Annotated in this window: 22 protein-coding genes and 1 pseudogene; 13 read left to right on the top strand and 10 right to left on the bottom strand. The window is 59.0% G+C overall.

Translation table 11 applies throughout. The annotated features are described in order from the left end of the window. Positions 1–121: 121 nt before the first annotated feature. Positions 122–2,464 carry a hypothetical protein gene (locus G560_RS20230; RefSeq protein ID WP_022703013.1) on the top strand — a complete coding sequence of 781 codons (2,343 nt, stop codon included), beginning with the start codon at positions 122–124 and terminating at the stop codon, positions 2,462–2,464. A gap of 48 nt (positions 2,465–2,512) precedes the next feature. Here the strand turns inward: G560_RS20230 and G560_RS0103955 are convergent, their stop codons facing one another. After that, on the bottom strand, positions 2,513–2,746 hold the full coding sequence (locus G560_RS0103955; RefSeq protein ID WP_028913702.1) for a DUF2842 domain-containing protein: 234 nt from the start codon (positions 2,744–2,746) through the stop codon (positions 2,513–2,515). A gap of 10 nt (positions 2,747–2,756) precedes the next feature. Next, entirely contained in the window at positions 2,757–4,049 is a 1,293-nt protein-coding gene (locus G560_RS0103950; RefSeq protein WP_022703011.1) for an adenylosuccinate synthase, read from the bottom strand. A gap of 148 nt (positions 4,050–4,197) precedes the next feature. Here G560_RS0103950 and G560_RS19900 point away from each other — a divergent pair. Further along, positions 4,198–4,608: pseudogene (locus tag G560_RS19900) on the top strand (DUF6524 family protein). Between the two features lie 4 nt (positions 4,609–4,612). Here the strand turns inward: G560_RS19900 and G560_RS0103940 are convergent. Further along, positions 4,613–5,425, bottom strand: coding sequence for a hypothetical protein (locus tag G560_RS0103940; RefSeq protein ID WP_155947137.1), 813 nt, complete (start codon positions 5,423–5,425; stop codon positions 4,613–4,615). Between the two features lie 237 nt (positions 5,426–5,662). Here G560_RS0103940 and secG point away from each other — a divergent pair, with 237 nt between their 5' ends. The 3 genes from secG (at position 5,663) to G560_RS0103925 (ending at position 8,267) form a co-directional block, all read left to right on the top strand. Then, on the top strand, positions 5,663–6,058 hold the full coding sequence (secG, locus tag G560_RS18460) for a preprotein translocase subunit SecG (RefSeq protein WP_022703009.1): 396 nt from the start codon (positions 5,663–5,665) through the stop codon (positions 6,056–6,058). Positions 6,059–6,230: 172 nt separating this feature from the next. Beyond that, complete coding sequence (locus G560_RS0103930) at positions 6,231–7,874, top strand: CTP synthase (RefSeq protein WP_022703008.1); 1,644 nt, start codon at positions 6,231–6,233, stop codon at positions 7,872–7,874. 75 nt (positions 7,875–7,949) lie between these two features. Continuing rightward, positions 7,950–8,267 (top strand): hypothetical protein, encoded by a 318-nt coding sequence (locus G560_RS0103925; RefSeq protein ID WP_022703007.1) that lies wholly within the window; start codon positions 7,950–7,952, stop codon positions 8,265–8,267. A 19-nt stretch (positions 8,268–8,286) separates the two neighbouring features. On the opposite strand, the gene G560_RS0103920 is transcribed toward G560_RS0103925, so the two are convergent. After that, the gene (locus G560_RS0103920) at positions 8,287–9,339 is read right to left on the bottom strand and encodes an acyltransferase family protein (RefSeq protein WP_022703006.1); all 1,053 of its coding nucleotides are present in this window, start codon (positions 9,337–9,339) and stop codon (positions 8,287–8,289) included. A gap of 162 nt (positions 9,340–9,501) precedes the next feature. On the opposite strand from G560_RS0103920, the gene rlmJ reads away from it, so the two are divergent. Beyond that, positions 9,502–10,275: a 23S rRNA (adenine(2030)-N(6))-methyltransferase RlmJ gene (gene rlmJ / locus G560_RS0103915; protein ID WP_028913701.1), complete on the top strand. Its 774-nt coding sequence runs from the start codon at positions 9,502–9,504 to the stop codon at positions 10,273–10,275. Between the two features lie 10 nt (positions 10,276–10,285). Continuing rightward, complete coding sequence (locus tag G560_RS0103910; RefSeq protein ID WP_022703004.1) at positions 10,286–10,579, top strand: DUF1330 domain-containing protein; 294 nt, start codon at positions 10,286–10,288, stop codon at positions 10,577–10,579. Between the two features lie 22 nt (positions 10,580–10,601). Here G560_RS0103910 and G560_RS0103905 read toward each other — a convergent pair whose 3' ends face one another. From G560_RS0103905 to ppk2, 4 genes are all read right to left on the bottom strand, one after another. Next, positions 10,602–11,960: an MATE family efflux transporter gene (locus G560_RS0103905; protein WP_022703003.1), complete on the bottom strand. Its 1,359-nt coding sequence runs from the start codon at positions 11,958–11,960 to the stop codon at positions 10,602–10,604. A gap of 47 nt (positions 11,961–12,007) precedes the next feature. Beyond that, entirely contained in the window at positions 12,008–12,919 is a 912-nt protein-coding gene (locus tag G560_RS0103900; protein WP_022703002.1) for a nickel/cobalt transporter, read from the bottom strand. Beyond that, positions 12,904–13,566 (bottom strand): DUF1007 family protein, encoded by a 663-nt coding sequence (locus G560_RS0103895; RefSeq protein ID WP_022703001.1) that lies wholly within the window; start codon positions 13,564–13,566, stop codon positions 12,904–12,906. Before G560_RS0103895 ends, G560_RS0103900 begins: the two co-directional genes overlap by 16 nt. Before the next feature lie 91 nt (positions 13,567–13,657). Then, the gene (ppk2, locus tag G560_RS0103890) at positions 13,658–14,656 is read right to left on the bottom strand and encodes a polyphosphate kinase 2 (RefSeq protein WP_022703000.1); all 999 of its coding nucleotides are present in this window, start codon (positions 14,654–14,656) and stop codon (positions 13,658–13,660) included. Between the two features lie 196 nt (positions 14,657–14,852). On the opposite strand from ppk2, the gene G560_RS0103885 reads away from it, so the two are divergent. Further along, the gene (locus G560_RS0103885) at positions 14,853–15,512 is read left to right on the top strand and encodes a glutathione S-transferase family protein (RefSeq protein WP_022702999.1); all 660 of its coding nucleotides are present in this window, start codon (positions 14,853–14,855) and stop codon (positions 15,510–15,512) included. Positions 15,513–15,538: 26 nt separating this feature from the next. Then, on the top strand, positions 15,539–15,895 hold the full coding sequence (locus G560_RS0103880; RefSeq protein ID WP_022702998.1) for a hypothetical protein: 357 nt from the start codon (positions 15,539–15,541) through the stop codon (positions 15,893–15,895). A gap of 15 nt (positions 15,896–15,910) precedes the next feature. On the opposite strand, the gene G560_RS0103875 is transcribed toward G560_RS0103880, so the two are convergent. Then, positions 15,911–16,801 carry an NAD-dependent epimerase/dehydratase family protein gene (locus G560_RS0103875; RefSeq protein ID WP_022702997.1) on the bottom strand — a complete coding sequence of 297 codons (891 nt, stop codon included), beginning with the start codon at positions 16,799–16,801 and terminating at the stop codon, positions 15,911–15,913. 185 nt (positions 16,802–16,986) lie between these two features. Between G560_RS0103875 and parE the strand changes: the two genes are divergently transcribed. From parE to G560_RS21575, 3 genes are all read left to right on the top strand, one after another. Continuing rightward, positions 16,987–18,942 (top strand): DNA topoisomerase IV subunit B, encoded by a 1,956-nt coding sequence (gene parE / locus G560_RS0103870; RefSeq protein ID WP_022702996.1) that lies wholly within the window; start codon positions 16,987–16,989, stop codon positions 18,940–18,942. Next, on the top strand, positions 18,935–19,252 hold the full coding sequence (locus G560_RS0103865; RefSeq protein WP_022702995.1) for a hypothetical protein: 318 nt from the start codon (positions 18,935–18,937) through the stop codon (positions 19,250–19,252). The genes parE and G560_RS0103865 overlap by 8 nt, the downstream gene beginning before the upstream one ends. Positions 19,253–19,455: 203 nt before the next feature. Then, entirely contained in the window at positions 19,456–19,587 is a 132-nt protein-coding gene (locus G560_RS21575) for a hypothetical protein (RefSeq protein ID WP_022702994.1), read from the top strand. 34 nt (positions 19,588–19,621) lie between these two features. Here the strand turns inward: G560_RS21575 and G560_RS21570 are convergent, their stop codons facing one another. Continuing rightward, entirely contained in the window at positions 19,622–19,747 is a 126-nt protein-coding gene (locus tag G560_RS21570) for a hypothetical protein (RefSeq protein WP_022702993.1), read from the bottom strand. Between the two features lie 26 nt (positions 19,748–19,773). On the opposite strand from G560_RS21570, the gene G560_RS0103850 reads away from it, so the two are divergent. Beyond that, a complete protein-coding gene (locus G560_RS0103850; RefSeq protein WP_022702992.1) occupies positions 19,774–20,760 on the top strand; it encodes an acyltransferase family protein in 987 nt (328 codons plus the stop codon). The last annotated feature ends 1 nt before the right edge of the window (position 20,761 follow it).

Below are 20,761 nucleotides of genomic sequence, written 5' to 3'. Positions count from 1 at the left end.
AAGGCACAATCTTGCCGCGTGAACACAAACAATCCTTTAAATTACCTCGAAGTGTCCACGGAATTGAACATCCCTTACGGTCATGTAAGGCATCAGTTTGGTAACAAAGGGCGAGCATCCAATGGTCGGGGCGAGCAAAATTCTAACGGTTTCATACGGCACGTTCTCCTGTACTCTGGAGGGGTTCGACGAACCTTTCAACACGATGAAGGCGATTGCCGAGTATTTCCGCGATTTGGCGGCAGATGACCGCTATTTCGGGGCCGAACCGCCAACGCCCGATGCCGCCATGCTGCACCAAATCGCCGAGCGTGAAATGAAGCGCCGCGTCGAGGCCAAGATACAGGACAATGGCGTGATCTTGCGCGCCACCGATTCGCTGGACGGAATGGAACCTACGGTGCCCGTGGCCCGCCCGGCCCAAACCGCCCCCAGCGCCTTATTGTCGGGCCAGCCCGCCGCAAAACCAAAACCTGACGTCTTGTTCGAAGACCAGCACGCCAATGCCGACGCGGGCATTTCGGAAAGTGTGGCCGCCAAACTGTCGCGGATTCGCGGCGCTATGGCCGAAAGCCGCGCCTCGGGCGAAACCACCCGCCCCAGCGTAAACGTCGCCGCAGCCCTTGCCGCCGCCGAGGCCGAAGCCGCAGCCAATGCTGCCCTTGAAAAAGCCGCGCTTGAAAAGGCCGAGATCGAGGCCGCACAGCAAGCCGAAGCCGCCAAAAAAGCCGCCGCCGAAGCACAGGCCAAAGCGGACGAACTGGCCAAAGCAGAAGCCGAAGCCCGCGCGAAGGCCGAAGCCGAGGCCGCCGAAAAAGCAGACGCTGATGCAAAAGTCGAAGCCGAGGCCGCACGTGCCAAGGCACAAGCCGATGCAGCAGAAAAGGCAGAAGCTGATGCACGTGCCAAGGCAAAGGCAAAGGCAAAGGCAGAAAAAGAGGCAAAAGCCAAAGCAGAGGCAGACGCCGCTGCAAAGGCCGAAGCAGATGCAAACTCCAGCAGCTCTTCGGATGATGCCATGCTTGCATCCCTTGCTGGCGCCTTTGATGACGAGGAATTCGACGTCAGCGATCGTTTTGACGACGAAGCCGCAGACACAACCCCAGCCGCCTCTGAGACCGAAGCCGACATCGACACCACTGGCGACGATACCCTTATGGCCTCGCTTGCCGCCGCAATGTCAGATCCGGCACCAGCGCCATCACCGGCACAGCCCGTTGCACAGGTCAGCCAGCCTATCGAAAGCGACGTGGATCTCGACGATTTTGATGTCTCGGATGACGACTTTTCAGATCTGGCCGTGCTGGATGGCGCAGCCCTCGACGCGCCAGAAATCGCAAACGAAATTGCAGACGAAATTGCAGACGCTCCGGAAACGCCGGTCGCAGCCACATCTGCGGCCCCTGCCGAACCAACAGCGCCAGCTGCGCCAGACGTCAGCCCAACCTTGCAGCGTGCCCGTGCGCGTGTCATCAAAATCCGCCGCGCCCCTGCAACGGAACAGGCAGCCCCGCCCGCAGCCAGCGTACCAACCGACGCCACAGCCTTGTCACCCGAGGCCGAAGCCGACCTTATGCGCGAATTGGCGGCCTTGCAGGCGGAACAGCCTGCGACAAAACCCACCGCACCAGCCGCACCAGCGGCAAGTGTTGCCCCCGTCCGGCCACAGCGCCCCGTCTCAAACCGCAAGCGGGCCAATAACATTTCGTCCTCGGGCGATGATGCATCGGTCAAGCGTTTGCTGGATCAAACAAACTCCGAACTGGAAGGCACCGAAAACCGCCGCCGTCTCTCCGCAATCTCGCATCTAAAGGCCGCCGTGGCCGCCACAGTCGCGGACCGCAAAAGCGGTGGCGATCAAGGCCCAACCGAGGAAATGCGGATGGGGCCTTACCGCGTCGATCTGGAACGTGCCGTGCGGCCCCGCAACGCGACCGCCCCTGCTCCTGCGGCGGTTGGCGAACGCCCCGCCCCCCTTATGCTGGTGTCCGAACAACGCATAGACACGCCCCGCATCAAACCTGATGCCGCACCGCCCCATATAACCCCCGTGCGCCCGCACCGTGCCAAGGCCAGCAGCAACCTTGCCCTTACAGACGATGATGACCACGACCAGGATCTTGATACGGCGATCAATGGCCCTGACGGGCGCAACGTCTTTGGCACAGAAACCAGCTTTGCCGATTACGCCGAAATGCTGGGTGCCGAATCGCTGTCAGACCTGCTCGAGGCCGCCGTGGCCTATTCAGCCCATATCGAAGGGCAGGCCGATGTGTCGCGCCCGCAAATCGTGCGCCACGTGCTGTCGGTCCAACCCGCGCTCGAGGATGACCGCGAAAGCCTGCTGCGCAGCTTTGGCGCGTTGCTGCGCGATGGTCGGATTGAAAAGGTGCGCAAAGGCCAGTTTGCCTTGAGCGAAACCTCCCCCATCCAAGCCGAAGCCCGCAAGGCCGCACAGGGCTAACGCGCGCATATCGCTTAAAAAATAAGGTCGGGGCAAAACCCCGACCTTTTATTTTTGTGTATCCTTGCCTGCGTCCGGTTCGGCTTGACCAACCCCCAAAAACACCTTTTTCAAGGGCACAATCCACAGCATTCCCAGCCCAACATAGACAAAAAATTCCACCAGCAACGACGGGCGGTCAAACAGCGAGACCACAAACAGCGCCGCCGCGATATACAGCGGCAAGCCGATCAGCAGCACCACCAGCGACCACCGCCGCCGCGCTTTGTACGTCATTGCCATCTTTCCCCCTTTAATCCGCGAACGGGTCGGTCACCAAAATGGTGTCTTCGCGTTCCGGACTGGTGGAAAGTAGGGCAACCGGACATTGGATCAACTCTTCAATCCGGCGCACATATTTAATTGCCGCCCCCGGCAAATCGGCCCAGGACCGCGCGCCTGCGGTATCCTCAACCCAGCCTTCCATTTCCTCATAGATCGGTGTGCAGCGGGCCTGTTGGTCAGCCGCCGTGGGCAGATAATCCAACCGCTTGCCGTCCAGATCATAGCCCACACAAATCTTGATGATCGGAAAGCCGTCCATCACATCCAGCTTGGTCAGGGCAATCCCCGTCACACCGCTGGTCGCACAGGTCTGGCGCACCAGCACCGCATCAAACCAACCGCAACGGCGCTTGCGCCCCGTAACTGTGCCGAACTCGTGCCCGCGCTGGCCCAAACGTTCGCCATCGGCATCCTTCAACTCCGCAGGGAACGGGCCTTCACCCACGCGGGTGGTATAGGCTTTCACAATCCCCAACACGAAATCAATCGCGTTCGGCCCAAGGCCAGTGCCCGTGGCCGCTTGGCCAGCAATCACGTTGGACGAGGTCACAAAGGGATACGTCCCGAAATCAATATCCAACAACGCCCCTTGCGCGCCTTCAAACAAAATCCGCTTGCCTGCACGCCGCGCCTCGTTCAGCACTTTCCAAACGGGTTGGGCATAGGGCAAAACTTGCGGCGCAATTTCACGCAACTGCGCCAACAGCGCGTCACGGTCAATCGGATCAAGGCCCAAACCACGGCGCAGCGCGTCATGGTGGGTCAGCAAACGGTCAACGCGCAGTTCCAGCGTCGCCTCATCGGCCAAATCGGCCACGCGAATGGCCCGACGACCGACTTTATCCTCATAGGCAGGGCCAATCCCGCGCCCCGTGGTCCCGATTTTCGCAACCGAGGTTTGCCCCTCGCGCGCGCGGTCCAACTCACCATGCACTGGCAAAATCAACGGCGCGTTTTCGGCAATCATCAGGTTTTCGGTCGTAATCTCAACGCCTTGTCCGCGCAGCTTTTCAATCTCCATGATCAAATGCCACGGGTCCAGCACCACCCCGTTGCCAATCACCGACAGTTTCCCGCCGCGCACGATGCCCGATGGCAGCAGCGACAGCTTGTACACCTTACCGTCAATCACCAGCGTATGACCCGCATTATGCCCGCCCTGAAACCGCGCAATCACATCGGCGCGTTCCGACAGCCAGTCCACAATCTTGCCTTTTCCCTCATCGCCCCACTGGGCGCCGACGACAACGACATTGGCCATAATGATGATCTCCTCAAGCTGGTCCGGTTGAAACCGATTAGGGCATAACCGCTTTGCCGCGCGGGCGAAACCACTATTTCACACGATTGCGCAAGCAGACGAAAATACCGCAACACGCAACCAATCCTGATCGGGTCTTGATCCGGCCTTGATCGGATCCTCGCAGACATGCCAAACAGGGCGCAGGGATCAAAGGGCGGCGCGATGGTTTTTTTTATTGCGGTGGTTCGGGGCATTTGCCTTGCTTGCGGCCAGCTATAACCCCAGCGACTGGAACTTTTACCGCTGGGCCAACGCCAATTACACCACGCAACTGACGCTTACTGTCCTGCTTGGCCTTTTGCTCTCCGTGGCCTTCCTCATCTATATCGCAGCCACCCTGCGCTCGCTTGGCACGCTGGGGATGCTGCTGGTGGGCGCCGTGCTCGCGGCTCTGATCTGGGTCCTGATCGACTGAGGCATCCTTGCGCTGTCCTTGGCGCTGGGCATAGGCCTATCATGGAGCATTCTGTGGCAACGCCTGTCAGGTCAGGCCACTGTGGACGAGGTTGACGATTAAACCGTCACGCCTGCAAGCGCTGCACCCCACCCACCATCTGCGCGCCGGTTGCGGCATCAAAATACACGCCATTCACCGCAATCTGCCCCTCTTCATACCGCTTTGACAGCTCGACGATCAAAGATTGGTTCACCATCGGCAGCGTTTCAAACGCCGTCGCAGAATCGTGCAAATAGGGGCTGGTTGCCGCCAAATCCGCCTTGGTCCGCGCCACCAGCGCTTCAAACTGCGCCACCATCTGGCTGTCTGGGGCCGCACGGGTCAGCAGCGCCCGTGTGACAGCAAAGCCGCTGAAAAGCCCCTTGAAACACAGCGCCTCCAGCAAAATCCGGTCCAACATCTTTGGCACAGCCTTCGCTTGGGCAGCGCGCAAACTTGGGTCTGTCGTGGTCAAAAGCGTGTTTAACGCCATCACCCGCCCGAAAAACTGGCTCAGATGCAGCTGCGCGCGCGGGTCCATTGTCGCTAAATCATTGGTATAATAATAAGATTGAAACCGTTTGCTGCCATCAGCCGTGAGCGTCTCAAACAACCCTTCAATATCGCGGCAGTAAATCGGCACAGTCCCGACCTCTCCGGCCACGTCCGGCAAGGGCGCACCGCGGCGCATAATATCGCCCACCAGCAAAGCGTCGCGCGCAATCCGGTGCAGCACGGTCAATATCTGCTGAATATGCGAGGGCTGGGCGTTGAAAAACTCATCCTTGGCCGCCTCGGGCATGGCCAAATCATCGGCAAGCGCCGAATTTGGCCGCGCGGCTTTGGCCCCTTCTGCAGCCGTGCTGGCCTTTTTTGCGAACAGTTTTTTCAACAACATGGGCAACCCTCTTAAAATCGCGAACACCGTCGCATATTTTGGTTCTGCGGGATGTGCCTGACAAACGGGTCATAACTATGGCCAAAGCCGTACGGTTTTGCGGTCGGACCTGCCATTTGCGCAGGGCAATATCACAAGATTGATGCCACCAGCGCCTTGCACCGCGCCGAAGGGCTTGCCCCCAGCCCAAGTTGCGCCTAAGTAGACCCGTCAGCCAAAACGAAAAGCCAAATACCCATGGAAAATGTCGTTCTTACCGTCCACCTGATCCTTGCACTCTGCCTGATTGGCGTTGTGCTTTTGCAGCGTTCCGAAGGGGGCGGTCTGGGTATGGGCGGCGGTGGTGGCGGCAACGGCGCCATGTCGGGCCGCGCGGCGGCAACCGCGCTGACCAAGCTGACATGGATTTTTGCCATCGGCTTTATCATCACCTCGATCTCGCTGACCCTGATCGCCGCGCAAAACGCATCGGGCACATCGGTAGTCGACCAGTTCGGCGGCTCGGCCCCTGCCCCTGTTGTGCCAACCGCACCGCTGGGTACAGACCTGCTGCCACCGGCACCGGCCAACGCACCACTGGTCCCGCCGCGCGCAGATGATGCGCCAGTAGCACCGGCACCGGCTGGCAACTAAAGCTCTCAACTCGTCTGCAGCCCGCCCCACACCTTGGGGCGCGCCAACTCTTTTTCTCATCATCTAGCGGTACTGTTGCAGACCGCCCGATTTTCGGTTATCTCTCATCTCCCGTGATGGTGCGATTCTGAGACGCCGTATCGCATGTTCAAATTCCACGGGGGTCCACCACATGGCACGTTATATTTTCATCACCGGTGGTGTTGTTTCCTCATTGGGCAAAGGCCTTGCCTCGGCCGCCTTGGGCGCTTTGCTACAGGCGCGCGGCTATTCGGTCCGCCTGCGCAAACTTGACCCCTACCTGAACGTCGATCCCGGCACGATGTCGCCCTTTGAACATGGCGAAGTCTTCGTCACCGATGACGGCGCCGAAACCGACCTTGACCTTGGTCATTATGAACGCTTCACCGGCGTCCCCGCCCGCAAAACCGACAGCGTTTCTTCGGGCCGCATCTATTCCACCGTGCTGGAAAAGGAACGTCGCGGCGATTACCTTGGCAAAACCATTCAGGTCGTCCCCCATGTCACCAATGAAATCAAGGACTACCTGCGCATCGGCGAGCAGGAGGTGGATTTCATGCTGTGCGAAATCGGCGGCACCGTCGGCGATATCGAGGGCCTGCCGTTTTTCGAGGCGATCCGCCAGTTCATCCACGAACGCCCGCGCGGCGAATGCATCCTGATGCACCTCACCCTGCTGCCCTACCTCGCAGCCTCAGGCGAACTCAAAACCAAACCCACCCAGCACTCGGTCAAAGAACTGCAATCCATCGGCCTTGCCCCTGATGTCCTGCTATTGCGCTCCGAACACCCGATCCCCGAAAAAGAACGCGAGAAAATCGCCCTGTTCTGCAACGTCCGCAAAGAGGCGGTGATCGCCGCCTATGACCTGAAAACCATCTACGAGGCCCCGCTCGCCTATCACCGCGAAGGCCTTGACCAAGCCGTGCTTGACGCCTTCGGCATCTCGCCCGCCCCGCGCCCCAACCTGACCCGCTGGGAAGACGTAATGGACCGCATGACCAATGCCGAGGGCGAGGTTCGCGTGGCCATCGTCGGCAAATACACCCAACTGGGCGACGCCTATAAATCCATTGCCGAGGCGCTGACCCACGGCGGCATGGCCAACCGCACCCGCGTCAAGGTCGAATGGGTCGACGCCGAACTGTTCGAGCGCGAAGACCCCGCCCCCCATCTGCAACGCTTCCACGCCATCCTCGTCCCCGGCGGCTTTGGCGAACGCGGTACCGAAGGCAAGATCAAAGCCGTCGAATTCGCCCGCACCCGCAAGGTCCCCTACCTCGGCATCTGTCTTGGCATGCAAATGGCCGTGATTGAAACCGCCCGCAATCTGGCAGGCCTCCCCGATGCCGGGTCTGAAGAATTCGACCACGAGTCCGGCGCGAAACGCTTTACCCCCGTGATCTATCACCTGAAAGAATGGGTCCAAGGCAACCACGTCGTTGAACGCAAAGTCACCGATGACAAAGGCGGCTCCATGCGGCTGGGCGCCTATTCCGCCCACCTGACACCGGGGTCAAAGGTGGCCGAGGTTTACGGCGCGCTGGAAATCGAAGAACGCCACCGCCACCGCTATGAGGTCGACATGACCTACCGCGACAAGCTGGAAAAATGCGGGCTCATGTTCTCCGGCATCTCGCCCGATGGCAAACTGCCCGAAATCGTCGAAGTCAAAGACCACCCGTGGTTCATAGGCGTGCAATTCCACCCCGAACTGAAAAGCAAACCCTTCGCCCCGCATCCGTTGTTTGCCGATTTCGTGCGGGCGGCGGTTGAGGCGAGCAGGTTGGTTTGAGTGCTCGCTTAAATTGCTTGACACTCTGACGTAAAAAGAAATTTATGGCGTCCTTGTCAGTATTTAGGAACGCTCATGGCATACGCACAGTTAAACTTCGTCCAACCCCACTCCGGTCGCATGAAAACAGCACCCGTCGGGTTTTCATGGACCACGTTCTTTTTCGGCTTTTTTCCCGCATTGCTGCGCGGCCATTGGGTCGGTGCCATCATTCAATTGGTGTTGGCGATAGCCACATTTGGATTGTCCGGCTTGGTATTTATGTTCATTTACAATAAGATGTATATTAAATATTTGGTTGGCGAAGGCTACAGGGTTCAAAGCAGTTCGGGTGACGTAAAATTCATCGGTGGCCAACTCAAAATGCAACTCCCCCTATTGGAGCAAGCGTAGGGTGCGCTTCAGCGCACCACTACCGCCCCCAAACCCGCCGCCACCGCATCACCGGCCGCTCCACCAACCACCCAACCGCCGCCGCATAGGCCAACGACACCGCCCCTGCCGCCACAACCATCGCAACTGACCCCAGCGCCACCCCATGCGCGTCCAGCGCGATAATCACCCCGAAATGGCACAGATACACGGTGAACGACCACACGCCAATCTGCCGCACCCAAGCCCAGTTCAGCGGCCTGAAATACCAATCCTGCGCCCGCGTCACGGCATAGTAAAACACCGGCATCAACGCCGCCCCTTGCAGCGAATAGCGCACAGTTGACCGAAACACCGGATCCCGAACCACAAAGCTGGCCATAATCACCGCCGCCGCCCCCAGCAAAACCACATGCCGCGCCGCCCCTTGCGGCATAATGCGCGCAGCCACCCCCCGCGCCTGCATCAGCGCCAGCAAACAGCCGTACAGCAACCCATCCAGCCGCGTGTCGGATGACAGATAAATCGCCAGCTCGTCATGCCCCAGAACAGAAAACCGCACCCAGCGCCACGCAAGGCTTGCCACCAGCAACACAGCCACAAACCGCAATCCCACCCAGCCCCGCGCGATACCCAAAAACAGCGCGGGCCAGATCAGGTAAAAATGTTCTTCGACCGACAGCGACCATAAAATCTCGGTCCCGAAAATCTCGTGCCGGTCGCCGTATTGCGCGAAATAGTTGTAATAGAAAAACACCTGGCTCGACAGCGTGCGCCATTCCACCTCGCCCTGAAACACCCCTGCCCAAACCAGCACCGCCCCCACCGCCAGCGTCACCAAAATCGGCGGGCCAAGCCGCAGCAAACGGCGCATGTAAAACGCGCCCAGATCAACCCCGCCGGTCCGGTCAAATTCGCGCTGCAACAGCGTGGTGATCAGATAGCCCGACAAAAAGAAAAATACCGTCACGCCAAATCCGCCCGGAATCGCCGCGCTGATGCCCGCATGGGCGGCAAACACAATCACAATCGACACCGCGCGCAGCCCGTCCAGCGACGCGATCTGCCCTTCAAGCCCTGTTTTGGTGATCATGAAACCCTCTGCTCGCCATCAAAATCACAGGTGAAACACCACAGCTGCATGGCCAAATCAAGGCAAGCGCGCCCTACGCCTGTACATACAGATGGCATACGGATGGCATACGCAAAACATACAGCCCCTTTCGCCGCCCCGCTGGGCCTGCTACGAAACACCATGCTCAGTTATCAACACCATTACCACGCCGGAAATCCGGCAGATGTCCACAAGCACGCGCTGCTTGCGTGGATGCTTGATTACCTTGTCCAAAAGGACAAGCCGATCAGCTATATCGAAACCCATTCAGGCCGTGGTCTTTATGATTTGGGGGATGAGGCCGCCTTGAAAACAGGTGAGGCCGCGCGCGGTATTTCCCTTTTGGAACAAAAGCTTGCTGCCGATCACCCCTACCGTCAGCGTCTGAATGAGGTGCGGTTCAAATACGGGGCCAATGCCTATCCCGGGTCCCCCCTGATCGCCGCCATGACCATGCGGGAAATGGACACCATCCATCTGGCCGAATTGCACCCCGGTGAAAACGCTGTTTTGACCGAACATCTGACCCAATGGGACGCGCATATCCACCAAATCGACGGGTTCAAACTGGCCCAGGCCGTCTGCCCCCCCACCCCCCGCCGTGGGCTGTTACTGGTTGATCCCAGCTATGAGGTAAAGGCAGAATATGACAGCATTCCCAAGGACTTCGCCAAGATTGCGCGCAAGTGGAATGTGGGGATTCTGGCGCTGTGGTATCCGCTTTTAACCTCGGGCAGCCATGGCGGAATGCTGTCACAATTGACCGCAGCTTTCCCCGATGCCCTGCGTCACGAAGTCCGCTTTCCCCCCGTCCGCGAAGGGCACCGGATGATCGGGTCGGGCATGTTCATCATCAACCCGCCTTACGGTGCAGCGGATGAGGCGGCGCGGATCAGTAAGGTTTTCGCAACATAAAGGGACCATCATGGCCAAAGGATATTGGGTCGCCCATGTCGATGTCACAGACCCCGTGGCATATGAAAAATACAAGGCCGCAAATGCAGCGCCCTTTGCCAAATACGGGGCGAAATTTCTGGTCCGTGGTGCGCCGCAAACCCAAGTCGAAGGGCACGCACGCGCCCGCACTGTGGTGATCGAATTCCCCAGCCTGCAAGCCGCGCATGACTGTTACAACAGCCCCGAATACCAAGCCGCCAAAGCCTTGCGTGATCCCGTATCTACCGGAGATTGCTTGATAATCGAAGGCTATGATGCGTAGGGTGGGTGCAACCCACCGCCCTCTACGCTCTCGGCGCACGGCTCCAGAACCGCCACAGCAACAGACCAGCAGCCACGCTTAACCCCACCGTCAGGCCCAGCCACAACCCCGGCCCGCCAAGCCCCAAGGGAAACGCCAGCACATAGCTTGCCGGAATGCCAATCACCCAATAACTGAGCGCTGCCAACCACATAGGCACTTTTGTGTCCTGCATTCCGCGCAAAAAACCCAGCGCCATGACCTGCGTGGCATCGACCATCTGGAACAGCGCAGACAGCGCCAACAGCACCGTCCCAAAGGCAATAATCGCCCCGCTTGACGGGTTCGCGCGGTCCAAAAACAGCGCCACAATCTGCGCAGGCAAGGCCAGAAACAGCACAACCATCGTCACGCCAAACCCCAGCGACAGCATCAGCGCCACCTTTGCCCCGTCGCGCAACGACTGCGCATTGCCCTGCCCCATCGCGCGGCCCACCCGCACTGTGGCGGCATTGGACAGGCCCAAATGCACCATAAATGCCAGCGCCGTCACCTCGAGCGCAATCCCGTGTGCAGCCAGTTCCATCGTGCCAATCCAGCCCATCATAATGGCCGAGGCTTGGAACAACCCGCCTTCGGCCAGCCCCGTCAGGCCAATCGGCCAGCCCAGTTGGAAAACCTGCCGCATGGCCTGCCAATCAGGCCGCCAAAACCTTTGAAACAAGGAAAATCGCCGCAATTCCGGCAGCCAATGGGCATAAAATGCCAGCGACACAAACGTCACCGCTTGGGTCAAAACTGATGCAATCGCCGCCCCCCGCACACCAAGTTCGGGCGCGCCCCAATTGCCAAAAATCAGTGCATAATTGATGCCAGCGTTCAGCACCACAGCTGCAACCGTGATCCAAAGCACGACTTGCGTGCGCTCCAATGCGGCCAGATAGCTTTTCAGCGCCATGACCAACAGCGCAGGCAACATCCCCAGCCCAGCAATGCGCAAATAATCCTGCGCCAGTGCCGACACATCGGGCTGTTGCCCAAGCGCCAGCAAGATCGCCTCGGACCACCAAAAAACCGGATAGCACAGCACGCCAAAACCGATCGACAACCACAGCCCCATCCGCGTATCGCGGCGCACCTGCACCTCGTCGCCGCGCCCCAAGGCTTGGGCCACCATCGGCATCACGGCTTGGCCAAAGCCCGACCCAAGGATGAACACGATGAAAAACGCCGATGCGCCCAGAACAACGGCGGCCAGTTCCACCACCCCGTACCACCCCAGCATGACCGTATCGGTCACATGCAGCGACATCTGCGCCAAATGGCTGCCCACCAGCGGCAAGCCAAGCGTCAGCAAGGCACGGGCGTGGTCGGTCTTGGATAAGGGAACAGGCGACTTCATCCCCAAGCCTTATCCGCGCGGCGCAGGGCGGGCAAGAGGCTGTGATGCTAGAGCGCTGCGCGCAGCATGATCGCGGACAACACGGCCACCGTCAGCCCCGCGCCCAGCTCGATCAAGGGGGCAGCCCGCGCCAATCGGCCCCCGGCCAAGGCGTGAAGTGCCCCTTCCCGCGCCCAAACAGCCATAAACGCCACCGCAACCGTGATCGTGGCCGTTCCCAACCCCATCGCATAGGCACCCGCAATCCCTGCCGCATCAATCCCCATGCGCCAGCACAGGATCAGCAAAAACAGCGCCCCCGTGCAGGGCCGGATCGCGATGCCACCGATCAACAAGGCCGTATCACGCCACCCCGTCAACGCCGCCACCTGCGCAGGGTCCGGCCCATGCGCATGGCCGCAGCCGCAGTCATCGCTGTGGTCGTGGTGCCCGTGCCCATGGCCATGGTGATGATGTTCCACAAGCCCCGCCCGCAAAAACGCGCGCAAACCCCGCCATGCCAGCCACAGCCCGATCAACCCAATGGCACCGTAGCTTATAGGCGCAAAAATATCCTCGGTCAGGCCCACCATCCCCTCGCGAGTCAGACCCAGCACAAACACCCCTGCATAGACCAAAATCACCGCCGTTGTCGCCTGCGCAAGGCTGGACGCCACGGCCACGGCCATCAGGGGCAACATCCGCACCCGCCGCGCCACACCGTACCCACCGATCAAAACCTTGCCATGCCCTGGCCCTGCCGCATGGAAAAACCCATAAGCAAAACAGACAGTTAATAGGGCCAGCAACGCCCCTGCTTCACCCGCGCGCAAGGCACGGATCGCGCGAGCCAGCGCATTTTGCGCCTCGCGTTGGCTGGCCGCAGCCCAAGCGGTAAACCCGTCCAACCCGCCCAGCGCCCATGCGGCCGCAAAACCTGCGCCCAGCACGGCCCCTAACAAAATCAGCGCGCGGGGCATGTGATACGCACCTCATCAGCATAAATCGCGCCCACGGCCGGAAACTCGGCCTCGACATCCTGATCAGCGGTGTATTCTTGCAACTTGTCTTGCAAGCTGCGGTCGGCGGCATCCAGATCGGGCTCGTACACCACGGCCACACAGCCCGCAGGCGCATTGGTCAACACGGTTTCGACGTTGATGGAATAGGCCGTATAATAGCCGGAATCATAGACTTGCACGGCCAACCCATCGGCCCCCACATCCAGCGGCGAGGCCAATTTGCGCAGATGGGTCGAGGTGATGATGCCATTTTCGTAGCGCGCAGTCGGCGCCTCGGGGCGGCCCATCGAAATGGGTGCGCCCGCCTGAAGCACATAAAGATCACCATCATAACCGGCATCCCAACCCATATCAAAGCCGGTCAGTGCGACCTGCTCTTCCGGCGTCAGCACGCCGTCGCCATCGGGATCCAGCCCACGATCCTCGACCGCCAGCAATGAATAGAAATCATCATAGGTCCAGCTGATCCGGAGGGCCTCGACCTGACCTTGCGCATTGAAAACCGTCTCAACGCCGGTATCGATGAAGACATGCGGATGGGCATCGGCATCGGTCGCGCGCGCAACAACCGCCAAAGCAACAAACAGCCAAAACCCAGCCTTCACAGACAGCCCTCACGTCCAGTTCAGCGCACAGCTTGCCACAAGCAGAAGTGGCGCGCCAGAATGCTCGGCGCGCCACAGGGTCGCACTGGCATCAATCCGCCTTAGGCTTGCGCAATTCGGGCGGTACGGCGGCAGCGATCAGGGCCTCGTTACCACGGATAACTTGCCCCGCCTTGCCGATGATCAGCGGGTCGGGCACACCGATCGCATCTACATCTTTGGCCGGGTACTCAATACTGGTGAGGAAATGCCGCATGCAATTCAGGCGCGCACGCTTTTTGTCGTTTGATTTCACCACCGTCCATGGCGCATCCGCCGTATCAGTATAGAAAAACATCGCCTCTTTTGCCTCGGTGTAATTGCCCCACTTGTCCAAGGACGCCTTGTCAATCGGCGACAGTTTCCAGCGCTTCAGCGGGTCCGTCTCGCGGCTTTCGAACCGCGCGCGCTGTTCCTCTTGCGTCACTGAAAACCAGTATTTGTACAGCTGGATACCCGAACGTACCAGCATCCGCTCCAATTCGGGGGCCTCGCGCATGAACTCCAGATATTCCGCCGGCGAGCAAAAGCCCATCACCCGTTCAACCCCAGCGCGGTTGTACCATGAGCGGTCGAAGAACACGATTTCTCCGCTGGTCGGCAAATGCTCGATATAGCGTTGAAAGAACCACTGGCCTTTCTCTTTCTCGCCAGGTTTGGTCAGGGCGACGACACGGGCGTAACGCGGGTTCAAATGCTCCATGAACCGCTTTATCGTGCCGCCTTTACCGGCCGCGTCCCGCCCCTCCATCAAGATCACAAAGCGCTGGCCAGTTTCTTGCGCCCACAATTGCACTTTCAGCAATTCCGCCTGCAACTTAGCCTTTTCAGCCTCATAGGTCGTGCGCGCCAGCTTGCGTGCATAGGGAAACTTGCCTTGTTCGAAGGTCAAACGAACCGTTTCAGGATCGACGGCTTTCGGACCGGGCTTGCGGCGTGCAGGTTTAGGGCCCGCCACCGTCTCCACCTTGACGGCTGAAACGGGCGCATCCGCTTGAAGTGCCCGCGCTGCGTTCAGTTCAACGCTCTTGATGTTGGTTGGTAAGGCCATGTCGTCTCCTTCAAGTGATACCTATTTAAAAACGCAAAACCGTCCCGCGCATAGGCTGGTGGTTTGGCCTTGATCCTACCGCGCCTGCGACAATCGCGCTTTGATCCCTGTCAAAGTGTCGCATCTCTAGGCCCCCTTGTGCAAAGTCGGACAATCCGCAACACTCGACCGAAATCCCAAGTGACATGAGGTCAAAATGCCCACGATTTACGGCGTCCTACGCTCGCGCGCCACCCGCCCCCTATGGCTCTTGGCCGAGGCTGGAACAGAATTTTCCCATGTTCCCGTAGTACAAAGCTACCGCCTGGCCGACCCAACGGCGGCAGATGCGCCCTTGAACACCCTGTCGCCGGAGTTCCTGAAAATCAGCCCCCAATCAGCGGTACCCGTAATGGTTGATGGCGATCTGGTGCTGACGGAATCCTTGGCAATCACACTTTGTCTTGCACGCCAATACGGCGGCGATTTGGGGCCGCTAGATGCGAATGAATTGGCCTTGGCTGAGCAATGGGCCTTGTTTGGCGGCATTTCCATTGACCTGCCGGGCATTGATATCATCTACACCTATGCCGACGGGCTGGCCGACACCCCCGACGGTGCCGCCAAAATCGCCGCCGCCGTTGACAGGCTGTCACGCCCGCTGGCACGGCTGGAAACCCACCTGACCACACATGAATACCTGATCGGCAACCGCTTCACCGTGGCCGATATCATGGTCGCCGAATGCCTGCGCTATTCCCAACCCCACAAACCGCTGCACGCGGCCTATCCAAAAACATTCGCATGGCTAGCCCGCTGCCAAGCGCGTCCGGCGTTTGTGGACATGATGGCGCGGCGGAATGCGGAAGCAGCATAGGGCAAGATGTTGGCGGGAGTTGGTCGATGACAGATATTTTGCCGCTAGCCACGGCGTTCGCGGTTGGCGTGTCACCGGCAGCGTTGGCACTACTTTGGGCAAGATATTCAAGTATTCCGCGTGTTGTTTGCATTTTGAGGCGAACTGTAAAAGTCGTTTTCATATTGGTTTTACTGATGTTTTTGGTGACCTATTCTACTGGGGCGCTTTGCTCTGGAGACGCCATCGGGGGGGTTACCCAATGCAACATAATCCCCATAGAAGCTGCAAATATGACGCTCATAGCGATAGTAGTGTTACTTGCTATACTCACAATCTGGACTGTAGGTGTCATTGGCCTTTGCGGGTGGTTGGAGATTGCCAAGCTCTTGAAAAAAAGTTGAAAAAGTTTAGGCCCCTCACCCCTCCACATAATCCTGCCAACGGTGTTCCTCGCGAAATCCCAATACCTCGCGGATTTTCACATTCGAAAACAACGCCTCGCGCGGGGCCAATTTCCGCGTCACCGGCACGCCCGCAAAGAACCGCTCCAGCAATTCGGCGTTGTCCAAATTCATCCCGTTCTCATCATTGCCCGCGTTGAACACCTGATAGCCCAACCGATCAACCGCCAAACACCGATCCACAATCTGCCCCAAATCGCGGGCATCAATATAGCAAAAGAAATTCCGTCGCCGCAGCGCAGGGTCCGCAAAATAGCGCGGGAAATCTTGCGCATAGTCTTGCGGCTCCACCACATTGCCAATCCGCAGCGCGTAAATATCCGCCCCCGACCGCTTGGCAAAGGCCCGCGCAGTGGCCTCGTTCACCACCTTTGACAACCCGTAACTGTCCATCGGGCTCACGTCATAATCCTCATCCAGCGGCAAATAATCGGGATTCACCACACCATCCGCAAAGCAAATGCCGTAAGTGGTTTCCGAACTCGCAATAACCACTTTGCGGATGCCCAGCTTCACCGCCGCCTCGATCACGTTATAGGTGCCAATGGTATTGACCCGAAACGTCTCATTGTCCGGCGCAATCAAAATCCGCGCGATGGCGGCAAAATGCACCACAGCGTCAAAACGCGGCACCCCCGTACCAGGCTCCAACTCGTCAAAACCGGCATAACTGGTCAGCGCGTTAAACATCTGACCAGAATCGGTAATATCCGCGATCAGGTTGCCCACGCCCGGCACATCCAGCGGCGTCAAATCCACATTCAACACCCGATGCCCCTGCGCAATCAGATAGGGGATCACATGTCGCCCCGCCTTGCCGCTGCCACCCGTAAACAAAATCCGCATCGCGTCCCCCAGTTCAATTTCGCTAAACCTAGCGCTGCACTCACCCCGCCTCAACCCCTGCTTCATCTTTGCCCAAATACTCACTCTGGCCTCACCACACTGCCAATCCCCCTAAGTCTTGCGCCCCTCGTCGCCAGATGGTCTAATCCTGCCTCAAAGACGCCCCCAAAAGAATCGAGCAGCGCATGGCCAACGACCTCCTCTCCTCCGCCCCGTCCACCTATGACGCCTCCTCGATCGAGGTGCTGGAGGATATGGAGCACGTCCGCCTGCGCCCCGGCATGTATATCGGCGGCAAGGATGACCGCGCGCTGCATCACATGGTGGCCGAGATTATCGACAACTCGATGGACGAAGCCGTCGCAGGCCATGCCACATGGATCGAGGTCGAACACCACGCCAATGGCCATATATCTGTACGCGACAACGGGCGCGGCATTCCCGTAGGCATGCATCCGAAAATCCCGACCAAATCCGCGCTAGAAGTGATTTTTTGCACCCTCAACGCCGGTGGCAAATTTTCCGGCGACAGCTACCAAACCTCGGGCGGTTTGCACGGCGTCGGCTCGTCCGTGGTCAACGCGCTGTCCGACCATCTGCGGGTAGAAGTTGCCGTGAACCGCGAACTTTTCGCGATGGAGTTTTCGCGCGGCGTGCCCCAAGGCCCCCTTGCCAAAATCGGTGCTGCCCCCAACCGGCGCGGCACCTCTGTCACCTTCCACCCCGATCCACAAATCTTCGGCTCTCTGCAACTCAAACCCCACCGCCTGTTCAAGATGGCACGGTCCAAGGCCTACCTCTTTTCCGGTGTTGAGATCCGCTGGAAATCCCACATCCCCGATGGCGACACCCCGATGGAGGCGACCTTCCGCTTTCCCGGCGGGCTTGCCGATTACCTGAACGAAAACCTGACGGGTGCCACCACCTACGCCGACAAACCCTTTGCGGGCAAAGTCAGCTTTACCGAGAAATACAACGTCCCCGGCTCGGTCGAATGGGCGATCAACTGGACGCCCTCGCGCGACGGGTTCATCCAATCCTACACCAACACCGTCCCCACTCCCGAAGGCGGCACACATGAATCCGGCTTTTGGACCGCGATCCTGAAAGGCGTGCGCGCCTACGGCGAGCTGGTCAAAAACCGCAAGGCCGAGCTGATCACCCGCGACGATATGATGACGGGCGGCTGTGCGCTGATCTCCATCTTTATCCGCGAACCGCAATTCGTCGGCCAAACCAAGGACCGTTTGGCAACCGAGGAGGCTGCGAAATACGTCGAAGGAGCTGTGCGCGACCATTTTGACAACTGGCTGGCATCGGATACCAAATCCGCAGGGGCTATTTTGGACTTTTTGGTGCTGCGCGCCGAAGAACGCCTGAAACGCCGCCAAGAAAAGGAAACCGCCCGCAAAACCGCCACCAAAAAGCTGCGTCTGCCTGGTAAACTGACCGATTGCACCGCGAAAAACCGCGAAGGGACCGAGCTGTTCATCGTCGAGGGCGACTCGGCCGGTGGGTCGGCCAAAGGGGCGCGGAACCGTGAAAATCAGGCGCTGCTGCCGCTGAAAGGTAAAATCCTGAACGTCCTAGGTGCTGCCTCCAACAAGCTGCACGACAACTCGGAAATCCGCGATATATGCGAGGCGTTGGGCGTCCAGATGGGCACCAAGTTCAAGGTCGATGACCTGCGCTATGATAAAATCATCATCATGACCGACGCGGACGTCGACGGCGCGCATATCGCGTCCCTTTTGATGACGTTCTTTTTCACCCAAATGCGCCCGCTGATCGACCAAGGCCACCTGTATTTGGCCTGCCCGCCTTTGTACCGCCTGACCCAAGGCGCCAAACGTCTCTATGTCGCCGATGACGTGGAAAAAGAGCTGTGGCTTGCCAAGGGTCTGGGCGGCAAGGGTAAAATCGACGTGCAGCGCTTTAAGGGGCTTGGCGAAATGGACGCCAAAGACCTGAAAGACACCACGATGAACCCCGACAGCCGCAAGCTGATCCGCGTGAGCATTGACGAGGACGAACCGGGCGAAACCTCCGATCTGGTCGAGCGTTTGATGGGGAAAAAGCCAGAGCTGCGGTATCAGTATATTCAAGAGAACGCGCAGTTTGTGGAAGAGTTGGATGTTTAGGTATCGACTTTTTGCTAGTTTTATTATCATCGTCTTAACTGCCAGCCCAAGTCTTGCAACACAGCAGGAAAATTGCATCGCGGATGTGCTTGCGAAGGGTGGCTCTTACCGTAGTCTTTCAGAATTTGAGGCCGCTAAACTTTTGGATATATCGAAGAACCCCGCCACTTTCGCTGGGCTCTTGAAGAACGTGGCCAAAAATGCAGTCGTTCTCGACGATAACGGCAACATTGCTCACTTTGTTCGTTTCAGGAGAGATGAAGTCTTTTTCACGGCCCTCTATATTTGTCTGAATTTGGACGGCCCCTGAGTGGATACTGTCTTTACGGTGGCCAAGGCCGTAGGGTGCGCTTAAGCGCACCATCGCCCGTCCCCCTCACTCCCGCTTGCGCACGCGGGTCAACAAGCCTAGCCTTCTCCTTACAGGGTCAAGCCCCCTGCCGCGCAGAAAAGCCTTGCGCGACCACCGCCCCGGCATCCGCCTTAGCGGCCTCTATCCGGAAGGATACCCCCATGTCCAAAGAGAAAAACAAAGGCAACAAAGAAACCAAAAAGCCCAAGAAAGAAGTTGTCAAAGTCCTCGCCACCGCCAATTCCAATGCGGGCAAGGACGCGACCACCATCGCAGGCAAAAAGATCAAGTGATCGGCGTGTAGGTCGGGGTTCACCCCGACTCCTTTCAGCCACCGCCCAAAACACTGACCACCCACCCCCACAGCCGTAGGGTGGGTGCCAACCCACCACCCGTCACCACCCGCACGATTTTCCCTTTGACAAACGCCCCCCGCACCCGCCATGACCCCATGCAGAATATGTGTATTTGAGGCGTCAATGTCGCAGCGGTTAACGGGGTTTGATGTGGTCAAGGCTGTGGCCATCATCTTTGTCATCATTGGCCACACATGGCGCGGGCTGAACACAGCGGGGATGATCCCCGATGCGGCGCTGTTTGCCCGCATTGATGCCGCGATTTACCTGTTTCACATGCCGGTGTTTTTCTTTCTGTCCGGCCTCTTCTTCTCGGCCCGCCGCCCTTGGCCCGACTTTTTGCAAAACCGCGCCATTCTGCTGCTGTGGCCCATGCTTTTGTGGGGCTGGATCGATGCTGGCCTGAAATCGGCCGCAGGCATCCCGATCAAGGGCCATGTTTATTCCGCAGCCGAGGTTGTGCTGTCAGTCCTGCCACCCGTGGGGATCTTCTGGTTCCTGTACACCCTGTTCATCTTGCACGTCATCGCATGGGCGCTGGCCCGCCTGCCAAGGCCCGCGCAATTGCTGGTGATGGCCGCTTTGGCCGTGGCCGCGCGCGCGGGATGGATCAATGTCAGCCCGTTTGACAGCCTGTGGAACACGGTCATCTATCTGCCGCCGTTTTTTGCGGGCATCGCGTTTGCCATGCTGGCAGGCCACGGCGCGTTGCTGCGCAAGGGGTTGATCTTGCCCGGCATTCTGGCCTTTGGCGCAGCGCAGGCCTTGGTTGCCGCTGGCGCCACTGCGGGGGGACCGTGGCTTGGAACCTTGGCCACAGCCCTTGCCACGGCGGGTTTTGTGATGGTCTGGGCCAACCTGCCACTCTTTGCAAACCTTACCGCGTGGCTGGCCCGTTTGGGGCAATACACCATGCCGATTTACCTGACACATGTGATCTTTTCGGCAGCCACACGGGTGGTTTTGCGCGCCCTTGGCGTCAGCGACCTTGCCCCGCATATGCTGCTGGGCACAGTCGCGGGGTTGCTTGGGCCCTTGGTGCTGATCTGGCTGGCAAAACGTGCGGGCCTGTCGGTGTGGGTCGGGTTTGAAGCCCCGCGCAGGGCCTAGC

This window comes from Pseudorhodobacter ferrugineus DSM 5888, from assembly GCF_000420745.1.
Lineage (GTDB): Bacteria > Pseudomonadota > Alphaproteobacteria > Rhodobacterales > Rhodobacteraceae > Pseudorhodobacter > Pseudorhodobacter ferrugineus.
The sequence above is the reverse complement of the archived record's forward strand: the minus strand, read 5'-3'. Positions and strand labels throughout refer to the sequence as shown.

Excerpts from the sequence above, each read along its gene's own strand:
- G560_RS0103865 (WP_022702995.1), top strand. The coding sequence starts at position 18,935 with ATGTTTAGGTATCGACTTTTTGCTAGTTTTATTATCATCGTCTTAACT.
- G560_RS0103940 (WP_155947137.1), bottom strand. The coding sequence starts at position 5,425 with ATGTTGTTGAAAAAACTGTTCGCAAAAAAGGCCAGCACGGCTGCAGAA.
- secG (WP_022703009.1), top strand. The coding sequence starts at position 5,663 with ATGGAAAATGTCGTTCTTACCGTCCACCTGATCCTTGCACTCTGCCTG.
- G560_RS0103850 (WP_022702992.1), top strand. The coding sequence starts at position 19,774 with ATGTCGCAGCGGTTAACGGGGTTTGATGTGGTCAAGGCTGTGGCCATC.
- ppk2 (WP_022703000.1), bottom strand. The coding sequence starts at position 14,656 with ATGGCCTTACCAACCAACATCAAGAGCGTTGAACTGAACGCAGCGCGG.
- parE (WP_022702996.1), top strand. The coding sequence starts at position 16,987 with ATGGCCAACGACCTCCTCTCCTCCGCCCCGTCCACCTATGACGCCTCC.
- G560_RS0103900 (WP_022703002.1), bottom strand. The coding sequence starts at position 12,919 with ATGCCCCGCGCGCTGATTTTGTTAGGGGCCGTGCTGGGCGCAGGTTTT.
- G560_RS0103880 (WP_022702998.1), top strand. The coding sequence starts at position 15,539 with ATGACAGATATTTTGCCGCTAGCCACGGCGTTCGCGGTTGGCGTGTCA.
- G560_RS0103905 (WP_022703003.1), bottom strand. The coding sequence starts at position 11,960 with ATGAAGTCGCCTGTTCCCTTATCCAAGACCGACCACGCCCGTGCCTTG.
- G560_RS0103950 (WP_022703011.1), bottom strand. The coding sequence starts at position 4,049 with ATGGCCAATGTCGTTGTCGTCGGCGCCCAGTGGGGCGATGAGGGAAAA.
- G560_RS0103930 (WP_022703008.1), top strand. The coding sequence starts at position 6,231 with ATGGCACGTTATATTTTCATCACCGGTGGTGTTGTTTCCTCATTGGGC.
- G560_RS20230 (WP_022703013.1), top strand. The coding sequence starts at position 122 with ATGGTCGGGGCGAGCAAAATTCTAACGGTTTCATACGGCACGTTCTCC.
- G560_RS0103925 (WP_022703007.1), top strand. The coding sequence starts at position 7,950 with ATGGCATACGCACAGTTAAACTTCGTCCAACCCCACTCCGGTCGCATG.
- G560_RS21570 (WP_022702993.1), bottom strand. The coding sequence starts at position 19,747 with ATGGGGTCATGGCGGGTGCGGGGGGCGTTTGTCAAAGGGAAAATCGTG.
- G560_RS0103910 (WP_022703004.1), top strand. The coding sequence starts at position 10,286 with ATGGCCAAAGGATATTGGGTCGCCCATGTCGATGTCACAGACCCCGTG.
- G560_RS21575 (WP_022702994.1), top strand. The coding sequence starts at position 19,456 with ATGTCCAAAGAGAAAAACAAAGGCAACAAAGAAACCAAAAAGCCCAAG.
- G560_RS0103955 (WP_028913702.1), bottom strand. The coding sequence starts at position 2,746 with ATGGCAATGACGTACAAAGCGCGGCGGCGGTGGTCGCTGGTGGTGCTG.
- G560_RS0103875 (WP_022702997.1), bottom strand. The coding sequence starts at position 16,801 with ATGCGGATTTTGTTTACGGGTGGCAGCGGCAAGGCGGGGCGACATGTG.
- G560_RS0103885 (WP_022702999.1), top strand. The coding sequence starts at position 14,853 with ATGCCCACGATTTACGGCGTCCTACGCTCGCGCGCCACCCGCCCCCTA.
- G560_RS0103920 (WP_022703006.1), bottom strand. The coding sequence starts at position 9,339 with ATGATCACCAAAACAGGGCTTGAAGGGCAGATCGCGTCGCTGGACGGG.
- rlmJ (WP_028913701.1), top strand. The coding sequence starts at position 9,502 with ATGCTCAGTTATCAACACCATTACCACGCCGGAAATCCGGCAGATGTC.